Origin of the sequence: Bacillus sp. HNG, assembly GCF_003400205.1 — a bacterium.
In the GTDB taxonomy this organism is placed as follows: domain Bacteria; phylum Bacillota; class Bacilli; order Bacillales; family Bacillaceae_L; genus Ferdinandcohnia.
Genome location: NZ_QUQV01000004.1, coordinates 207,029 through 225,554, shown reverse-complemented (window position 1 = coordinate 225,554; position 18,526 = coordinate 207,029). Strand labels below are relative to the sequence as shown.

At 41.1% G+C, this 18,526-nt stretch carries 13 protein-coding genes; all 13 read right to left on the bottom strand.

Annotated features, from left to right (window positions below; all coding sequences use genetic code 11):
* Positions 1-89: 89 nt before the first annotated feature.
* The 13 genes from DZB84_RS09865 to DZB84_RS09810 all read right to left on the bottom strand — a co-directional run bounded on the left by DZB84_RS09865 (position 90) and on the right by DZB84_RS09810 (position 18,451).
* A complete protein-coding gene (locus tag DZB84_RS09865) occupies positions 90-1,514 on the bottom strand; it encodes a S8 family peptidase (protein ID WP_116352084.1) in 1,425 nt (474 codons plus the stop codon).
* Between the two features lie 209 nt (positions 1,515-1,723).
* Positions 1,724-1,852: a YwzD family small protein gene (locus DZB84_RS25435; protein WP_262983931.1), complete on the bottom strand. Its 129-nt coding sequence runs from the start codon at positions 1,850-1,852 to the stop codon at positions 1,724-1,726.
* A 132-nt stretch (positions 1,853-1,984) separates the two neighbouring features.
* Positions 1,985-2,350 carry a hypothetical protein gene (locus tag DZB84_RS09860; protein WP_116352083.1) on the bottom strand — a complete coding sequence of 122 codons (366 nt, stop codon included), beginning with the start codon at positions 2,348-2,350 and terminating at the stop codon, positions 1,985-1,987.
* Positions 2,351-2,493: 143 nt separating this feature from the next.
* A complete protein-coding gene (locus DZB84_RS09855; protein ID WP_116352082.1) occupies positions 2,494-3,576 on the bottom strand; it encodes a YecA family protein in 1,083 nt (360 codons plus the stop codon).
* 227 nt (positions 3,577-3,803) lie between these two features.
* The gene (locus DZB84_RS09850; protein WP_116352081.1) at positions 3,804-5,453 is read right to left on the bottom strand and encodes a DUF4127 family protein; all 1,650 of its coding nucleotides are present in this window, start codon (positions 5,451-5,453) and stop codon (positions 3,804-3,806) included.
* Positions 5,454-5,472: 19 nt separating this feature from the next.
* Entirely contained in the window at positions 5,473-6,813 is a 1,341-nt protein-coding gene (locus DZB84_RS09845; protein ID WP_116352080.1) for an FAD-dependent oxidoreductase, read from the bottom strand.
* A 24-nt stretch (positions 6,814-6,837) separates the two neighbouring features.
* On the bottom strand, positions 6,838-7,674 hold the full coding sequence (locus tag DZB84_RS09840) for a carbohydrate ABC transporter permease (protein WP_116352079.1): 837 nt from the start codon (positions 7,672-7,674) through the stop codon (positions 6,838-6,840).
* Positions 7,664-8,491 (bottom strand): carbohydrate ABC transporter permease, encoded by an 828-nt coding sequence (locus DZB84_RS09835; RefSeq protein ID WP_116352206.1) that lies wholly within the window; start codon positions 8,489-8,491, stop codon positions 7,664-7,666. Before DZB84_RS09835 ends, DZB84_RS09840 begins: the two co-directional genes overlap by 11 nt.
* Positions 8,492-8,614: 123 nt before the next feature.
* Positions 8,615-9,307 carry a hypothetical protein gene (locus tag DZB84_RS09830; protein WP_223254405.1) on the bottom strand — a complete coding sequence of 231 codons (693 nt, stop codon included), beginning with the start codon at positions 9,305-9,307 and terminating at the stop codon, positions 8,615-8,617.
* Between the two features lie 70 nt (positions 9,308-9,377).
* Positions 9,378-10,664 carry an ABC transporter substrate-binding protein gene (locus DZB84_RS09825; RefSeq protein WP_116352078.1) on the bottom strand — a complete coding sequence of 429 codons (1,287 nt, stop codon included), beginning with the start codon at positions 10,662-10,664 and terminating at the stop codon, positions 9,378-9,380.
* Positions 10,665-10,766: 102 nt separating this feature from the next.
* Positions 10,767-11,468, bottom strand: coding sequence for a response regulator transcription factor (locus DZB84_RS09820; protein ID WP_116352077.1), 702 nt, complete (start codon positions 11,466-11,468; stop codon positions 10,767-10,769).
* Entirely contained in the window at positions 11,465-13,273 is a 1,809-nt protein-coding gene (locus DZB84_RS09815; protein WP_116352076.1) for a sensor histidine kinase, read from the bottom strand. The genes DZB84_RS09820 and DZB84_RS09815 overlap by 4 nt, the downstream gene beginning before the upstream one ends.
* A 186-nt stretch (positions 13,274-13,459) precedes the next feature.
* A complete protein-coding gene (locus DZB84_RS09810; protein WP_116352075.1) occupies positions 13,460-18,451 on the bottom strand; it encodes a LysM peptidoglycan-binding domain-containing protein in 4,992 nt (1,663 codons plus the stop codon).
* Positions 18,452-18,526: the final 75 nt, after the last annotated feature.

Sequence of the window (18,526 nt, the reverse complement as noted above, 5' to 3'; positions counted from 1 at the left end):
GATTATGAAAGGGCTTTATTTTATAAATACCGGATTAAAAAAATAGAAAAACGGATCTAGCAAGTGCTAGACCCGTCCTTTTCAAAAGATTATTTTAACGCATCATATGCATCTAAATGTCCGTATCCAAAATATTGTTTATCCTTGCCTTTTACAGGGTCAACTGCCTTTTTATAAAGAAGGTCTTGAAGTTTAGCCGGTGACATTTTTCCATACTTATCAATCAGTAACGCAGCAACTGCTGAAACCTTTGGTGTTGCCATTGATGTACCAATTGACCAGTACCAACCACCGTCGTCACTTGCACTTAAATTGAATTCAGTTTCAAACAGACGTTTTGCAAGGTATTCATTGAATCTACCTTCAGCTGCGTATTGGTCATATAATCTTGCATCGCCCCCAACTGCTGCGATATCAATAAAACCTGGGCCGTAGTTAGAGTAATTAGCAAGCACATCTTTTGGTCCAGTTGCTGAAACAGTTACAACACCTGGAATGGTACCAGGAACTTCAAAGCCTGCCCCCACAAAATAAAGTCCATCTCCTCCATATTCGCTATTTAAGAAATCCATAACTTCTTTCTTGTTTGTTGCATTAATTCCATCATTCCCGGCAGCCACAACAACGAGCGCTCCCTTGTTCGTTGCGTACTCAACAGCACGTTTGTATCCAATAAAATCAGCAACATCGTTTCCTAGGTTTTCCTTCTTACCTGTCACAGGGTCCACATAAAAAGTTTGACCTATGACATCAAAGCCACCTAAGCTCATTGAAATGACATCGACTCCATCATTTGCCGCTGCAATCATCGCATCGTAAATCCACGCTGATTCAGCAGAACTAGTACCGAACACACGATACGCACGAATTCCCGTATCAGGAGCTACTCCAAGCATTGCACCATTTCCTGCAATTGAACCTGCTACATGGCTTCCATGCCCATGAATGTCATCAAACGCTGCCTTATCACCTGTTTCATAAGGCTCTGTTCCTTGGAATCCACCAGCTGGAACAAAGTTCTTAGAACCAGGTAAAAGGTTCTTTACTAAGTCAGGATGATCCCGGTCGATACCAGTATCAACGATTCCAACAACCACATCATGTGAACCCGTTCCTAATTTATAACTTTCACCATCATTCGTGATGCGGTGAATATCCCATTGTTTTTCCCATAAAGCTGCATCAGCAGGATTTACATTATCAGCTTTAATTTGCTGTGATTCCGGAAGATTCCAGGAAATCGAAGGATTGGCTACACTCACCCCTGCCATTCCTTTTAGCTTTGAAAATGAAGCTGTTGAAGCTTTCACCTGTGCGAAGCCAATTTCCGGAACGGTGTAAACGACTTCGCCACCAAATTTGCTAACCTCCTTAGCAAAGCTAGCAGGAATACTGTTTTTCTGAAACAGTACCGAATAATACTCCTGGTGAACATCTTTTCCAGTTGCAGAAACAGCTGGTAGGAAGCTCAGTAAAAGAGCCACACTGAGTAAAACTGCAAATATTTTTTTCATTATACTCCCCCTCATCAATGTTGTTTGGAGATACGGAACCTCCAACATACATATATTTAGACGAGTCTTTTCCCATTCCTCTAACTTTCGTTCATCAAATAATTACAGGAATACCCATAGGCAGTCGAATTGTCGGGGGTTATGTTAGAGAAGCACAAAAAAGCCAGAGATTTCACTCTGGCTCCTGATTTTAGTTTCGGTACTAGGTTTTAAGCGGATTGACACTCTTTCAATCTACCAATAAGGTCTTGCATAACCTCTTCTGTAGTAATCGTAGATGTATCCTCTACTTTTTTCTGGATATCAATCATTATTTTTAAAAGTTGTTCGGCACTCATTCTTTTTACCTACCAATCTTATTTTCCAATTAAAATCCATTTTACACTATTCGCTAAATTTTGCAAAGGAAAATTGTTACAAATTTTCGACAAAAAAACCCCCAACTACTTGTTAGGGGTTAAAACATTGATTTATTCCATTGATTCTCCTTGAAATCCAGAGAATTTTCCATTCGTAAAGCCAGCGAATAATACTTCTCCATTTTCATGAATAAATGGAACTGCGACGATTGTTAAAATGATTCCTTCAAAAGGCATATGGACAACCATTACCTGATCCGCTCCAGCAAATACATAGCCATCTTGGCCTAGGTCTGCCTTCACTTTCTTAAACTCCGTTAATTTCAACGTGTTTGCAACAACCTTGTTGCGCTCTGCCCCTTGTAAATAAGTTACACCACATTCACAATCATCCCCATGTGCAAAAGCGGTTTTTCCAGGCATAACAAGCGTCAACAGTACAACCAATACACCTAAAAATTTGACCATGTTTTTCATTCCAAATCCTCCCTTTCGTAGCTTCATTGTTACAAATTACACAGGAATCTGACAAATTCCTTTATTTTCTGTAAAAATGAGTCGGAAGGCGGAGTGCTAGTTCTTTTTGCTCACAAAAAAAGCAACCCAACAAGTGGGTTGCTTTACTCTTGATTAGCAATTTCATCGCTATTGACAAGTTCCTCGTATTTCACAAGTTCCTCTTGAAGGATTTTCTCGAGTTCCTTGAATTTTGATGAAACGCTGCTTGGTGATACATCATATTCTTCTGCAAGCTCTTCATAAGTAGAAGTGCCTTCATCTGAATAAATTTTTTCAACCATATACACCAATGCTGCTTCATAAATTCCCGTTTTGATTATCCTTGGATTTTTACGCTCACAATATTTATGCCACAATGAAAGTCCTATCCCAATAATGTCTTCCTCGAAATCGTACTCCTTCATCCGAATCTGGAACATTTCGGCGACCTCTTTATGTTTTGGCGTCTTCCATTGATAATCCTCAGCCGTTACATTCGCCTTTCCAAACATAAACACCATGAATACATTGATAAATTCATGTGACATAAAATCAACAGGATTGCTCTCGCCACTCTTTTCAAAGAGTTCAAGAATCATGTTTCGCATATCTCCCGCAAATTCCGTTGGCAACTCAAGAAATGTTGGGAAAAAGATGGAGTTCGCTCCAGCAGGCAACAGCGTTCCGAACACAAAATAACCTACTTCTACTTCCGTCTCTGTTTCATAAATCCGCACGCGGTGTTCATTTTCCGTAAAAATATCACGTACCGTCATATAGGTTCCCCGCTCATCCACCTCAGTTACCGTGTAGGCAGACGGTCGCGCTGCCTTCCATTTCTTTAAATGATCGCGCGTACGTGGGCGGCTACATTTCGGACCATATATATCAACATACTCTTCTAGAATCGTTTTCTCTTCTAACGGAATCGAGCTAACCACCCAAACGCGTGAAAAGAATGAGAATAAATCATACACATCCTCTGGAAGCTTATCAAAAATATTCGCATACTCTTCCAAAACGTCATCTAAAGTCTCTTCGTACATATGAAATGCGTACTGAAACATATCATGCTGGATATCGTTCAGCTCGTTTTCTACGACTTCATCGATTGAAACCACAGCAGACCGGCCACAGCATTTTTTATATTTCTTTCCACTCCCGCATGTACAAAGATCGTTCCGTCCAATAACCTTCAAATCCATTCACCCTTCTCTTCTTCTATGACACTATCATATCATAAAACCTTATTAAATAATGTAATTGGTAACATTTTGCAGAAGGAGAATGAGGTCTAGACACGGGTTCACATCTTCATGCTCGGATTTGCCTGTCGGGCCACGTATTTGAGTCGCACATCAGCACACTCGCAACCCAGCCCAATATAAAAAGAAGACAGACCTAGTAAAGTCTGCCTTCTTTCATAAAATACTCACTTTAATTTAAGTTCTGGCTCTAGTTCGGCTTCAAAGATACGTGGCCAAGGTAATTTGACGTGGACACTTTCTAGCTCAGAGATCGTCTTATAAAAATCCTTGTTTCCTCTGGACCCGATATATACCTCTTTTCCGTCAAAATATTGATACCATTTTTCGGTTTCAAGTGTAAGGTTTTCTTGGACAAAGTGATTGACTTGGTCATATTTTTCTCCAAGGTCCCATTCACTTGCGCCGATAGATTGAATATACGTTCTTGCCGCAGGGTGTACAATGTTTTTATAGCTTTGATCCTTTGTAAAACGATGGAGTAAAAATTCGTAATGGTATTCTGCTGTCTGCTCATATAAAGGAACCCCAAAACCATTTTTTTGAGTTAAGAATGCATAGCGCGCAGCAGCATGACCTACTGTAATACCAAGTGCATTTCCTGCCGTATTCCAACCGCTATATGACAGAATCTTGGTTAAATCCACATTCTCAGCAAGCTCCGTCACAAACGGTTCATCTGCTTTGTTGACAATCCAAACGTCTCCGATTGCCACCTGTTCTCCATTTGCAATAAGATCACTTGTTCTTTCTACAAGACCTGCTATGTCCTTCTCTCTTGTTGAATCTGCAGCTGATGGAGTGTTTAAAAGAAGGTGAATATCAGCATCTGCTTCATTCGTTACGACTTTTCCTCCAGCTGAGACAATATGTTTTTGAACATTATAATCAAAAGTCGTATCTTCAAATGGAGCAATCCAATCTTCCCCGTGGATTCCACCATATTCAACAAAGAATGTTGGTGCTGTCCCGAACAGTTGATTCACAAAGCGTGAAACCATTACGACATCAACCTCGTCTGCTCCAGGGAAAACAGCTACTTGATCCCCGACATTAAGAGTATCCACTTTTTCAAGTAAAAGCTCTCTTTCAGCACGATGAAGGCCATATGGGGCGGCGTCATCCTGTGATAAGATTAAATAGTCAATATACCCTTCTTTCACCCAGTCAATCAACAAATTATTGACTGTGTGATTTCTTGCCCTTGCTTTTTTATAATCTTCTAATACTGCTTCAGGAATAACTCTTTCTAATTCATCAAGTCTTTCCTTTCCTGGCATTCCTAAGTTAACTACCTTATCATAAAGAACCGCCCATTCACTAATTTGTGAATAATACTTTAAATACTCATCACTTATGGCCGTGACGGCTAATCGTTGAATCGTATCATACACATACACAGGTTTTTCAGGATAAAGCTCCTTAAGTTGTTTGATAACCTGAATGTCGGAAAGAGCATCTTCAAGCGACTTTGTCCCTGTTCGCGAGGCAACTAATCCTCCATAAGCAAGCATGCTTGTTGATATGACAAACCCGTCTGCTTTGTCTCCGTTTTCGATTAACCACTGACTTATTTCTTCGCCATTTCCTGGTGTTGTAAACTTTCCGATCATCTCTTTTGGTGGTGTAATAACTTCAACACCAGCTGAATATCCTACTTGGGTAGGGAAGTAGATGTTCGCTGGTCGATCATCAAGTGGAACCATTAATATTGTTGCAAGTTCATTTTTTTCCTTTGCAGCACTTATTACGCTGGCTGAGCTAAATAACAAAAGGACCGCGAGACTAATTGAGAACACTTTTCTCCATCTTTTCATTGGTTTCCTCCTTAACACCTTATAGAACTACCCCGTTCTCTGCTAAAATCGCCTTTAGCTTGTTGATGTCTAGTTCCTTTGGTGCAACATTTTCAGTAATTGAAAGTGCTGCGGCTGTTCCAGCCGCTTGCCCTGTTGCCATTGCACTAGGAGTAAGTCTTGTTGTCGCTAATGCCTCGTGTGTAGTTGAAATACACCTCCCCGCTACCAATAGATTTTTAATTTTCTTAGGTACAAGGCATCTGTATGGAATGCCATAGCTTCCATCTCCTTCGATGTCATTTGCCTGTACGCCTTTACCAGTTGGATCATGTATGTCAATTGGGTAGCCACTAAGAGCAATCGTATCCTCAAATTTTTTGCCCGCTACTACATCCTCAATTGTAAGGGCATATTCTCCATCAATACGGCGGGTTTCTCGGATACCAATTTGGGTACCAACAGCTGAAATAGAGGCCTTTTCAAAACCAGGAATCTTCTTCTGTAAAAATTCAGCCATCATTAGTACTTGTTTTCTACCTTCTTTTTCTCCTTCGGAAAGGTCAAATACATCAGTTCCATCCAAGCCCTGAACACGTGTGCAGTTAACTAGAACCTCATCCTCCTCAGGACCTGCAAAAAAGAGCACTTGATCACGATTAATCGGAACACCGGATTCATTCCATTCCTTATAAAAGCCTTGAACACCTGTTAATGGCAGTTCATCTAATTCGGCAATTGGCGTTTTTTTATAGAAATTACCAGGGTTTGCTTTCATCGCTTCCTTCACCTTTGACAAATCAACGCCCCTCATTCGAAACTTCATTGTCATCGGTTGTGTTTTATGATCACTGTCCCTTCCTTTTAAACACGGGGCTCCCGATAAATAGGCAATATCTGCATCACCAGTTGTATCAACGAATCTCTTTGCCGAAACCGTGATAGGTCCGGACTTAGTTGTTAAATTAATAGATGTAATAATGTTTCCATTAACCTCAACCTTATCTACGAAGCTATGAACAAGGACTTCGACTCCTGCCTCCTCAAGCATTTCGAGTGCTAAAAGCTTATATTTCTCAGGATGATAGGGGGTAAGTGTATTGGTAAAGCCGACCGTATCACGTAAATGACCTGGTGAGCCACCTTGCTCCATAAGTCGATCCACGATTTCTTGTGCAATTCCTTTGATTACTTGCTTTCCAGATGATGTATGAAAGGTCATCCACGGATAGACTAATGCTACTGTAGACATCCCACCCAAAAATCCGTATCTTTCAATGAGAAGTGTTTTAGCTCCTGTCCTACCTGAAGCAATCGCTGCATTAATGCCAGCAGGGCCTCCTCCTGCAACCACAACATCAAACTCTAAGTCTCTCTTCAAAATAGACACATCCTTTGTACATTTTTACTTACCACCTGTCATAGCAACGCCTTCAATAAATTGCTTTTGTGCAAAGAAGAAGACAATAAGCAATGGAACAGTTGCCATAACTGATGCACTCATGAGTAACTCCCATTTCGTTCCAACCTCGTCCGTGAATAGTGCCAATGCGAGCGGCAATGTCATCAACTCTTTTGAATTGATATAAATAAGTGGTTCATAGAATTCATTCCAGCTTGTTAAAAATGTAAAAATGGTTAAAGTGGCAACAGCTGGTTTTGCTAATGGAAGCATGATATTCCAATAAATTCGGAAATATGAGCAGCCATCCAGTTTTGCTGCCTCTTCCAACTCTTTCGGCACTAATAGGAAAAACTGCCTCATCACAAAGACTCCAAATACACCTGCTGGACCTAAAATGGGAATAGCAATTAACGGTACATGTGTGTTGATTAATCCTAAATCCCTCATAAATAAAAATAGCGGTATCGTAATTACCTCAACTGGAATCATCATTGTGCTCAATAAACAAAGGAATAGGAATGAGCTTCCTTTAAACTTTAGTTTTGCAAATGCATAGCCAGCCAATGATCCTAAAAAAATAGTCCCTACTGTAACAAGAATGGCAATATATAAACTATTAAAATAAAAAAGATGAAAGGGCGTAGAATCTAGTACTTTTAAATAATTCCCCCACTTAAATGGTTCAGGGATTAACTGAAAGACAAACACCTTCGTTGAGTCCTTGAAGGATGTATTGACCATCCATAATAATGGGACAATCATAATAAGGGAAATCAGTGACAAAACTCCGTAAAACGAAATTTTCGTAAGTAAACCGTTTTTCTTTTTATTGTTCATGGAATACCCACCTTCTTCTTCCAACCCACTGAATAATGGTAAAGAATAAAATGATAACAAATAAGACGAGGGCGATTGCTGATGCATACCCGAAATCAAAGAGTTTAAATGCATTTTCCCAAATATAATAGACTAGCACTTTTGTAGAATTCCCTGGTCCTCCACCCGTCATCACGTAAATTTGACCAAACACTTTCATCGATCCAATGACCGTTAAAATAATGGTTAAAAAAACGGTTGGCGTGATCATTGGAAGTGTGATATTCCAAAATTGTCTTCCTTTTCCTGCACCGTCTAACACAGCCGCCTCATATAGATTATTATCTACTTGCTGCAATGCGGCTAAAAATAGTACCATATTTAACCCCACGTTCTTCAAAGCACTTACTACAATAACAGCTGCCATTGCAAGGTTTGGAGAATATAACCAAGCTGGGCCATCAATACCAAACACAGCAAGCATTTGATTAATAAATCCTTCATCTGTCCCGAACATATATTTCCAGATAATGGACCATACTACGATTGATGTCATAACTGGAATAAAAATGGCCGTTCTAAAAACCCCAATACCCGGTAGGTTTCGTTGTAAAAGAAGTGCCAAGAATAGTGCAAGGACAATATTAATGGGAACCAGTCCAGCTGCAAAAATTAACGTATTTTTTAGGACCACCCAAAAATCAGGGTCATTCACTAGCCTTTCGTAGTTTTCCGCACCAATAAAGTTTGGGTCCCCAAGAAGCTGCCAATCTGTGAAACTTATATAAATTGAATATACGAGCGGAAATACCATGACTATCAAGAATCCCAATACCATTGGGCTGACAAATAAATACCCGTAAAATGCCTCACTGCCTATGAACTTCCGTCGCCTTTTTTCACCATTCAAAGGTAGGCGATCCGCTGTTTGAACTTTAGATTCCACTTCATCCTACCTCCTTTATAATGAGTCAATTCCCTCTCGAAAAATGGATATCGCTTTCTCAAGACTGTCTTCCGTGTGTCCCGTTACAATGGCCCCAAGCATAACTGCCTTTACGCCCGCTTGATAAAGAACTGGCAAATCATGAGGCACCAGTTTTCTCTGGGAAGGAACAAGGACAGGAACATCGACGCTTTGCACGAGTTTATAATAGGCAAGTACATCTTTAAAAGTTAACGGAGTCCCATACTCCTCCCCACGGACGATGGATGCTTCTAATGCCGTAATTCCAAACTGCTTTACATTCCCGATATTTTCTATTTGATAATCACTGGTTATCGCAAACGTTTTTTCAATCTGATCTAGGCCCAGCATCCAACTTGGTTTATGGTGCGCGTAAATCGAATAAAAACTAAAACCAAGATTGATCAACTTCTCCATTTCAGTTTGTTTTATATCTTCAAATGAGCCACCTGGAACGATGCCGAGTGGTCCAGAAAATTCATCCTTAATACTTCGAAATACTTCAGAGTAAGAGTCTACCTCTTCAAAATGATTTCCTGATGCACGATGGTCAACATTCACATGCATTTTTATCACATCTACGCCAGCACGAACGGCCACCCTCGCTAAGTCTAAACGGTTTTCTGGCAAACTCACGATTAACGTCATTTTCTTTTTTTCTAATACTTGCTTTAATGAAGTACTCAAGCGATTTCACCCCTAGGAAAAGGTATGCGGTTAAGTCTTTTGCATACTTAACCGCATACTTGTCATTCTTTTATTTCAAAAGTGGATTAATTTTTTCTTCCATTGTTTTTAAGATACCTTCAGGCTCTTTTAATTGTCCAAATAACTCATCAAATCCGAATTGGATAGCGTTGTCAATTTTTTGCCACTCAATATGGCCAGCTTGCAGTCTTGCATTGTCCATTTCATCAATGACCGCTCTTTGAATGCTCTCAACTGGCGGATTATTTGGTTGATTCACAAACTCATCAGAGCTTAGAACAGACTCACGTGGCGGTACAAAGAAGGTAGACGTTGCTGTAATTCCCTCTTGGCTTGTAAAGAACTTTAATAGCTCCTTCGCCTCTTCAGGATGCTTTGAACCTTTGAATAAACCATATCCCGCTTGACCTAGCATTGGGAATCTGCCTTCAGGTCCCTCTGGCAGTGGGGCAATGTCCCATTTAAAATCCTGTACATTACGTGCGGCCGACACATAGCTGTATACATCGAAAAACATTCCAATTTTTCCTGATTCAAAGCTTACTTGTTCCCCTGCTTTTGGATGTGAGGCATTTTCAAACATCATCCGTTCAAGCATTTTTAAGGTTTCTACACCTTGCGGACTATTCCATGTAAATTCCGTTTGATCTTCATTAAACAAGTCCCCACCGTTTGCCCATGTATGCGATAATAAGGCAATCCATGTATTCCAATCACGGAAGAAGTTTGCACCATACACTCCGTCGGCTGAAATCGCTTTTGCGGATTTTTCAAATTGTTCCCATGTCCATGTTCCAGCTTCCGCATGCTCGTTTGGTGTCTTTTCACCTGCATTTACGAACAAGTCCTCGTTATAGAACATGACCATTGGAGGCGTAGAGAACGGAATCCCTAATAATTGATCGTCCTTCTTAAATAAATCGAGCGTAGATGGGAAAAAGTCATCCATGTTATATTCAGCATCATCCTTGAAAGAAGATACATCCTCTAATAGATCGTTTTCCATAAATTGAGGCACCATGCGCTCTGCTACCCATCCAACATCCGGTAATTCTCTACCTGCTGCTAAAACGGTTATCTTTTGCTGATAGTCTGGGAATGGTACACTTTCCATTTTCACCTTAATATTTGGATGTGTTTCGTTAAACTTCGCGATTAATTTGTTGTACACTTCTTGATGTGCTTCACTTCCCCACATCATGAAGGTTAGTTCTACTTGTTTATCGCTTTTTTTGTCTCCATCCTCTTTTGATTCGCCGGTATCTGCGTCACTGCTGCACGCCACTGTAAACGTTATCAAAAGAAATGTTAAAAAAATGATTCCAATCTTTTTCATTTTCGTAATCCCTCCCTTTCCTTTTCATTTTAGGAAAAAAGCCCATTTAAAAATATCCTCTCAAAAAGAGAAATAGTTCGTTAATCATAGGTAATGTGAATGTTAGGAATATTTGCGAAACTGTACAGGAGTCATTCCTACTTCTTGCTTAAATACGGTCATAAAATGTTTAGGACTTTTATAACCCGAGAGCTGAGCGACCTCATACACTTTTAAATTGGTGTCTTTCAAAAGCTTTTTGGCACGCTTTAATCGCTCCTCCGTTATATATTCGGTAAATGTTTGATTTAGCTCTGCTTTAAAAAGCTGACCTACATATTGTGGATTCAAAAATACATAATCTGCAATATGCTTTAGCGTTATTTCATGACTTAAATGATCGTCAATGTATTGCAGGATTTTTTGAAATTGTTTTGAGGTTTCCAAGGATTCCTCTTCCTTATCCTTAAAAAGCTTTGAAATCGTTTCAGATAGTTCCACCCTGTTAATCGGCTTTAATAAATAGTCCGTTATTCCATAACGCATTGCCGTACGTGCATATTCAAAATCGCTATGTCCACTTAAAATAAGGATGGGAACCTCATTCGAGATCTGTCTAGCCTTCGAAATAAAGGTCAAACCATCCATTGCTCCCATTCGAATGTCGGTAATAATAAGGTGTGGTAATCGTTGATGTAAAAGCGATAGACCTTCTTCTCCACTTTTCGCTTCACGGACAGAAAATCCACCTATTACTTGTTCAAGCAGTACCTTTAGCCCTGCTCTTATAATCTCTTCATCTTCAACAATAAGAATTTCCTTCATTTTTCTTCCCCCATTCTTTGAATCGGAAATGTTAAGAGAACTGAAAAGCCTTCCTGTTCTCCAGCTTCAATTTGTATTCCATATTGTTTTCCATAAAAAAGCTGAATCCGTTCATGAACATTTGATAAGGCAATCCCGCTATGTTTATCAGAGGATGTATGTTTCTGCTTCTCTATTAATCTTTTAAGTTCTGCTAAACGTTTCTTTGTTATTCCCTTCCCGTTGTCTTCGACCTTAATCTTTATATGATTGCCTTCCCTGCTTACCTTAATAAAAATAGCGCCCCCGTTACTGGATAAACCATGAACGATCGCATTTTCAACTAAGGGCTGAAGTAGTAATTTTGGAAGCAATGCATTATATAGGGAAAGGTCGATTTCTTCTATAAATTGCAGTTTCTCTCCCATCCTTACCTTTTGAATTGAAATGTAGGATTGGATAAATTGTAACTCTTCCTTTAAGGATACAACCTTTGATGAATGATCAATCGTATATCTGAGTAATCTCCCTAGTGAAGACACCATATCTGACACATCCAAATTTCCTTTTGTAATCGCAAGCATATTAATTGATTCAAGTGTGTTATATAGAAAATGGGGATTCATCTGACTTTGCAGGGCTCTAATTTCCGCCTCTTTTTCTCGCAAACCCGTTTTGTATACTTCTGTTACAAGTCTGTCAATCTCACTAATCATGTGATTAAAGCCATTTCCAAGTTGACCAATTTCATCATGAGACGTTATTTCCACCCTTTGTGAGAAGTTTCCCTTCTGAACTTTATCCATTGCCTTTCGCAATTTATGAATGGATTGTACAAGTGGTTTAGAGAGGATAAAACCTAGTAAAAGAGAAATGACAATTCCAATTATCACAACAACCATCATCACTTTTCGCAGATGATTCACTTCACTAAATACAACGGATCGAGGGGTTAACATAATGGTTTTCACTCCAGAATAAGAAGATTCATTGTAAACCATCATGTAATCCTTGCCGCTAATTGGAATACTCGTATAGTTTTTTACGGTCACATCCTCCAATTCTTCTAAAAAGCTTGGCTCAATGATTTTATTTTCTTTATTTGGATAAATAAATTGATTGCCTGAGTCTACGATAAAAATATGGCTTTTTGAATTGGTATTGTCGATAATTTCCTCAATAAGTTCCTGCTTTAAATCTATTTTTATAATTCCAAGCGGCTCATATGTTGAAGGATCCCGAATAAGCCTAGCAACCGAAAATACAGATGTTTCTTTATTTAAATAGTAATTAGGTTGATGAAGGGGGAGTAACACCCACTCCCCATCCGCCTTCTCAATCTTCTTTATCCATTCACTGTTTCTTTCAAAAACCTTAAGCATCACTGAATTCGAATCCAAATTACTAAAAATGGTTCCATCATTTGCTAAAATATGGATCCCTTTAATCTCATTTCTCATATGAATTAAACTTGATATATATCTCCACATTGGGAGTCGTTCGGATGCGGGCGGAAAAGCAGTAGATGTACTTGGCTTTTGATGAACTTTTAAAATATCTAACACTTGCTGGTCATATAAGGGTGAAAGTGAAATAATCTGCATCTCTTTTAAATACCGGTTGATATTTTGATTGATTTGATCGGCCAGTTGAATCTGGTACTCCTCCGTCCGTTCCTGACTTGATTTTGCAAATTGAAAATAGGTGATGCTCCCCAAAATTAGAGCTGTTAAGAGAATTAGAAGTGAAAAAACAAGCATCAGTTTCACACGATAAGGTAAAGATAGCAAATGACTTTTAAGTCGTTGGTACTGTGGCATCCCCATAGATTTCCCCTTATGAATGATTTATTTTTTTATTTCTTTCGACATTTAATGTTTAAATCCTTTGTGTCCTCTAAATGAAAATAGATGATGCAGCGAAACTCTAAAAAATACGACGGCTAAATGGAAATCGCGTTCGAAACCACATAACAAAACCCGAGTGCCACAAAGGCATTCGGGTCCCACTACCTAAACCGGTATCTTTAACGTTTGTCCAATACTTAGGATGTCACTTGTTAAGTTATTTGCCGTCTTTATGTTGGTCACGGTGGTGTTATAGCGTTTAGCAATTCCATATAAGGTATCACCTGAAGCGACGGTATGCACCACAACATTTGTTGGCACTTTTAATACTTGCCCGACGTAGATCATGTCTGACGTTAAGTTGTTTGTATATTTTATCGCCGTCACGGTGGTGCCATTTTTAGTCGCGATTCCCGACAATGTGTCGCCAGCCACAACTGTATAATTCACGGTATACGCAGGTGCTGGCGGAGCCGGCGGTGTTACGACACTCACTGCTTCATCCGTTGGCACCCGCAATACCTGTCCAACATACAACGAATCCGTTGTTAGAGCGTTTGCCTCTTTCAATTCACTTACTGTTGTATCGTTCCGGTTCGCGATTACCCAAAGCGTATCGCCTGCAACAACCGTGTACGTTTTATAGTTCTGAACTGGCCCAGTGTAGACAGGCGATACAACTGGTACGGTGTTAGGCAATGTTGTCGTGTAGCTGTTCCAGACGCTTTTGTTTTCCTGGCCAAGGCTCCAGTTTCCGACGCCACGAAGATTGTATTTGCCAACAAGCCCAAGCTTTGCCTGAATTGATTCATCATTTTCAAACCAAATCGTATAGGTTCCTGGTGAAAGTGCAGCTCCACTTACAAATGTCAACGGATCACCCTCTTTAATCGTGACAATTGCTTTTGGCGTTTTGCTTACCTCATCAAACACAACAGTGCCGTTATAGCGGTCAATCAACGTCTGGACCTGCGTGTTTGATATTCCATATCCACCATAGCTTTGTCCTTCCATCCAATAGCGTCCAAAATGCGCGATTCCAAGGACAATTTTATCCGGTGCGACATTCTGCGCCAGCGCATACTGAATTGATTTTTCCACCCACGAATAGCTCGCAACCGAGCCAGGGTCGCCACCCTGATAGCTCTCGTCATACGCCATGATCATGAGATAGTCTGCGTATTTCGCAAGATTCGTGTAGTCGTACGACCCATGCCACCCTGCATTCCAACCATTTGGATTGGCCGCAACGGCAACGGAAACCTCCTTTGTTGGCGGTATTTTTTCACGCAGCAGCCGAACAAATTCGGTATAGTTGGCGCGGTCCGCATCGGTCACATTTTCAATATCAACATTGACTCCATCCAGGTTATACCGTGCGATGGCATCGGCAATTTGCTGGGCTGCAAGCTCCTTGTTCGCAAGCATCGCCCGGCCCACATCACGGTTCCAGTGATTACTTAAAAATGGAACAACCCGTATTCCTTGTCTATGCATCGTCTCGATAAAATTCGGGTCAACCTGATAGGTGAGCTTCAATGTTCCATCCGCATTGATATCAAAATAGCTTGGTGATGCAATATTCACCGCATGCCCTGTGGAATTTACGGTATTTACATATTGCTTTGTGTTACCAAAGTACATATACCCTAAATTGACAACTTCGCTCGCTGTAATCGGCAGCCTTAATGTTTGGTTCGGCTGAAGTACGTCACTCGTCAAATTATTCAATGTCATCAATGAATCAACTGTTGTGTTATAGCGCTTCGCGACACTATACAAAGTATCACCTTGTGTAACCGCGTACGAACTCATCGAAACATTGGTAACCTCGCTCGTATTTCCAGCGACATCGGTTTGCGTAACAGATGCCGATGCAACGCTGGAAGCCTTATCGACATACACATCGACTGAATAGTATCCATTTTCATCCGCATTTGCGATTCGTGTCACGAGTACATTTTTATCCGCATCAAAAAGGGAAACCTCAACCTTGGCGTTCGCCTCAGCCGTGCCGATCACCGTATAAATGTACTGCAGGTTTTCATAGCGGAATCCATTCTTCGTTGCGACCGCATTTTCAACAACTGTATCCTTCTCAATCGTCAACGCCTCTGCAATACTTTGATTTCCCACACGATCTGTTTGTCGCGCTTCAAAGATCAACGGGCCATCTTTCAGCCCCGACAGATTAAGAGTGGCACCGAACGTACCGTCGACAACCTGGGCAGTTTGCGTCACCGTTGTCGTGCCATCACTGACAATCATCTCAATGGTCGCACCTTCTTCGACGCTTGAGCCCGTAATGGTAAAATTGGACTGGTTGGCGCTGTTCACATACGTTGGCTGATTCGTCACCACCCCAGCCGGTGCTGTTGTATCTTTTTCAAGCGTAAAACTTTGCGCTTCACCCACGTTTCCAGCATTGTCAGTCGCACGAAATGTAGCGGTCATCTTTCCATCCTTCAACATACTCAGGTCAAAAATTTCTTCAAACCTACCGTCGTCATCCGTTTCAACCGTTTTCGTGATAACATTGACACCGTCTGAAATCTCGATCACAACTGTACTATGTGGTTCGATTACACCGCGAATGGGGTAAACCAGCACATTATCCGAAAAAATGGGCAGCGGCGTTTCCAACTGGATCTCGTTCGGTCCGACTGTATCCTTAACCAGAGTCTTTGTAACTGCAGGGCTCACATTTCCCGCGCGGTCGACCTGGGTCAATTCAAACGATACATCTCCATCTGAAAAAGCAGTTAAATCCACTGGAACACGGTATTCGCCATTTTCATTTGTCGTTGCGGTCACAACCTGTTCCTGACCATTTCCGTTAAAAATACGAATTCGGAGATCTGAATTTGCCTCGGCTTTCCCGGTTAGCTCGTAGGTTGCTTGATTTTCACCGGTAATAAAATGATTGTTATTAAAGATCGGTGCGGTAGGTGCTTTTGTGTCTTTTTCAACTGTTATATTACTAACATTACTTGTAATGCCGGCCGCACTCGTTTGAAATGCTGAGATTGTCAGGTTCGTATCCAACAGGGCACTCACATCAATGGCGACAGTGTACTCCCCGTTTTCATTCGATGTTGTCGATGTGATGATATCCGGATTCACCCCGTCAGACACTGTGATATCAACGGTCGTACCCGGTTGCGCCATTCCGAAAACGTGGTAAGTTGTTGCATTCATACTGTTGATGATTTCCGTATTGCTAATGACTGGTGGTGCAAGGGTGGTTTCCTTAATGAGTGTTGCACGCTCGACATCACTTTGATTTCCATGCTCATCGACTGCACTAGCTGTGACAAAAATTTCCCCGTCATTTAAGGCTCGAAGGTCAACATTTGCGCGGAACTCGCCATTTTCGTTCGCCACAGCCTCAACCGTCATTTCCGGATTCACTCCATCTGATAGCACAATTTGGACGGTCGAACCTGGGTCTGCCATTCCAAACAATGTGAAGTTGTTGGCGTTTTGTGTGGTGATGGATTGATTTGTATCTAGGACAGGCTCACCCACGATAGAATCCTTTGTAACGGAAACTTGTACTGGTGTTGAACGGTTTTGAGCATCATCAGTTGTGGTTGCTGTGATGGTAATTGCACCGTCATTCAAACCAGACAGATTAAGAGCAGCCTGGAACGTACCATTTTCATTTGTTGTAATTGTTGTTTCAATCACTTGGTTTAGACCATCTGTTGCGCGTATGGCAATTGTCGCATTTGGCTCAGCCGTTCCTGCGAACGTATAATTTGCTACATTTTTACCGGTGAGGTCTTGTAATTCCTGAAAAATGGGGGCGACCACCGTGGTATCTTTTTTCACCGTCAGCTTCGTCATGCCACTTTCGTTTCCGGACGAAGCAATGGCTTTCGACGTAATCGAAATCGGACCGTCTCGCAATTTGCTGAGATTTATAAATGTGCTAAATTCTCCTTTTTCATTCGCAAGCACTTCCGTCGTAATCGGCGCATTGACTCCATCAAAAAAGACAATTTGCACTCGCGATGCTGGCTCAGCCGTTCCTTTCACCGGATAGGCTCCAGCTGATTGGCTATTGATAATCTGTGTAGTAACCAAAGTTGGGGCTTCTAGGTTACTTGCAGGTGTTTCCTGTGTAGGCTCTTCTGGTGTAGTAGGAGCTACCTGCTCACCAGGAATCGTTAGTACCTGGCCGATAACTAAATTTGTCGTTGTTAAATGATTCGCAGTCTGAATCGCATCGACGGTTGTACCAAACCTTTGCGAAATGCTATATAACGTGTCACCTGCAGCTACTGTATATGTCGATGTGACAGGTGTTGGTTCCGGAGTTGGCGTTGGATTTGTCGGTGCAACCACAACTGGTTCAGCTTCACTGCCGGGAATCTTCAGCACTTGCCCAATGTTTAGCACATTAGACGTTAGGCTGTTGAGCGCTTTTATCTCATCGACTGTCGTGCCAAATCTTGTGGATATCCCATACAACGTATCACCCGCGGCAACTGTATATGTGAATGTTTCTTGTGTTGGAGCTGGTGTTGGCGCGGTTTCCTCCACTGGCTGTGGCGCAGGTGTTGCCTGCAACAGTGGAATCCGTAATTTTTGCCCAATCATAAGCATGTCTGATTTTAATTGGTTGGCTGTACGGATTTGGTCAACCGTTGTGTTATAACGTTTTGCAATATTGTAAAGCGTGTCGCCGGAGGCCACAGTATAGGTGAAAAACGGCAATTTTAGTTGTTGACCCACAAACAGCATATTTGACGTAAGCCCATTCACTTTTTTAATCGAATCTACTGACACATTGTAGCGCATGGCAATCGAGTATAGGGTATCGCCCGCTTTTACCGTGTATATGTCGTTGACAGCTTGGGTTTGACCACTGATGGTTTGCGCTCCAACGTTAGGGGCCGTCGCTCCTAAATAAAAAGTCGTAATCAGCATTGAACCCGCTAGCACCTTCGCAACCCTAATCGGCAGATGTGGGAATTTATGTTTAACGAGATGGCGAATTTGTGTATTCAGGTCCTTTTTTTCGTGTTGAAAATGCCCGCCAAACTCGGATGCAAATTCTGTCATTTGCGAGTCCAGGAAGACCACTAGTGTATACTCATCCTTATTTTTCACAAGCTTATATCCTTGAATTTCCAAAACGGAACACCTCATTATCCAATCTTTGGTCTTAGTTTCTCACCTTCCTTTTTATTCATTCCTTTTTTAGACATGAAAAAGCACCCGACT

What these genes read in the sequence shown, in the direction of transcription:
- DZB84_RS09865 (WP_116352084.1), bottom strand. Translation starts at nt 1,514, where the DNA reads ATGAAAAAAATATTTGCAGTTTTACTCAGTGTGGCTCTTTTACTGAGC.
- DZB84_RS25435 (WP_262983931.1), bottom strand. Translation starts at nt 1,852, where the DNA reads ATGAGTGCCGAACAACTTTTAAAAATAATGATTGATATCCAGAAAAAA.
- DZB84_RS09860 (WP_116352083.1), bottom strand. Translation starts at nt 2,350, where the DNA reads ATGAAAAACATGGTCAAATTTTTAGGTGTATTGGTTGTACTGTTGACG.
- DZB84_RS09855 (WP_116352082.1), bottom strand. Translation starts at nt 3,576, where the DNA reads ATGGATTTGAAGGTTATTGGACGGAACGATCTTTGTACATGCGGGAGT.
- DZB84_RS09850 (WP_116352081.1), bottom strand. Translation starts at nt 5,453, where the DNA reads ATGAAAAGATGGAGAAAAGTGTTCTCAATTAGTCTCGCGGTCCTTTTG.
- DZB84_RS09840 (WP_116352079.1), bottom strand. Translation starts at nt 7,674, where the DNA reads ATGAACAATAAAAAGAAAAACGGTTTACTTACGAAAATTTCGTTTTAC.
- DZB84_RS09835 (WP_116352206.1), bottom strand. Translation starts at nt 8,491, where the DNA reads ATGGTATTGGGATTCTTGATAGTCATGGTATTTCCGCTCGTATATTCA.
- DZB84_RS09825 (WP_116352078.1), bottom strand. Translation starts at nt 10,664, where the DNA reads ATGAAAAAGATTGGAATCATTTTTTTAACATTTCTTTTGATAACGTTT.
- DZB84_RS09820 (WP_116352077.1), bottom strand. Translation starts at nt 11,468, where the DNA reads ATGAAGGAAATTCTTATTGTTGAAGATGAAGAGATTATAAGAGCAGGG.
- DZB84_RS09815 (WP_116352076.1), bottom strand. Translation starts at nt 13,273, where the DNA reads ATGGGGATGCCACAGTACCAACGACTTAAAAGTCATTTGCTATCTTTA.
- DZB84_RS09810 (WP_116352075.1), bottom strand. Translation starts at nt 18,451, where the DNA reads ATGAGGTGTTCCGTTTTGGAAATTCAAGGATATAAGCTTGTGAAAAAT.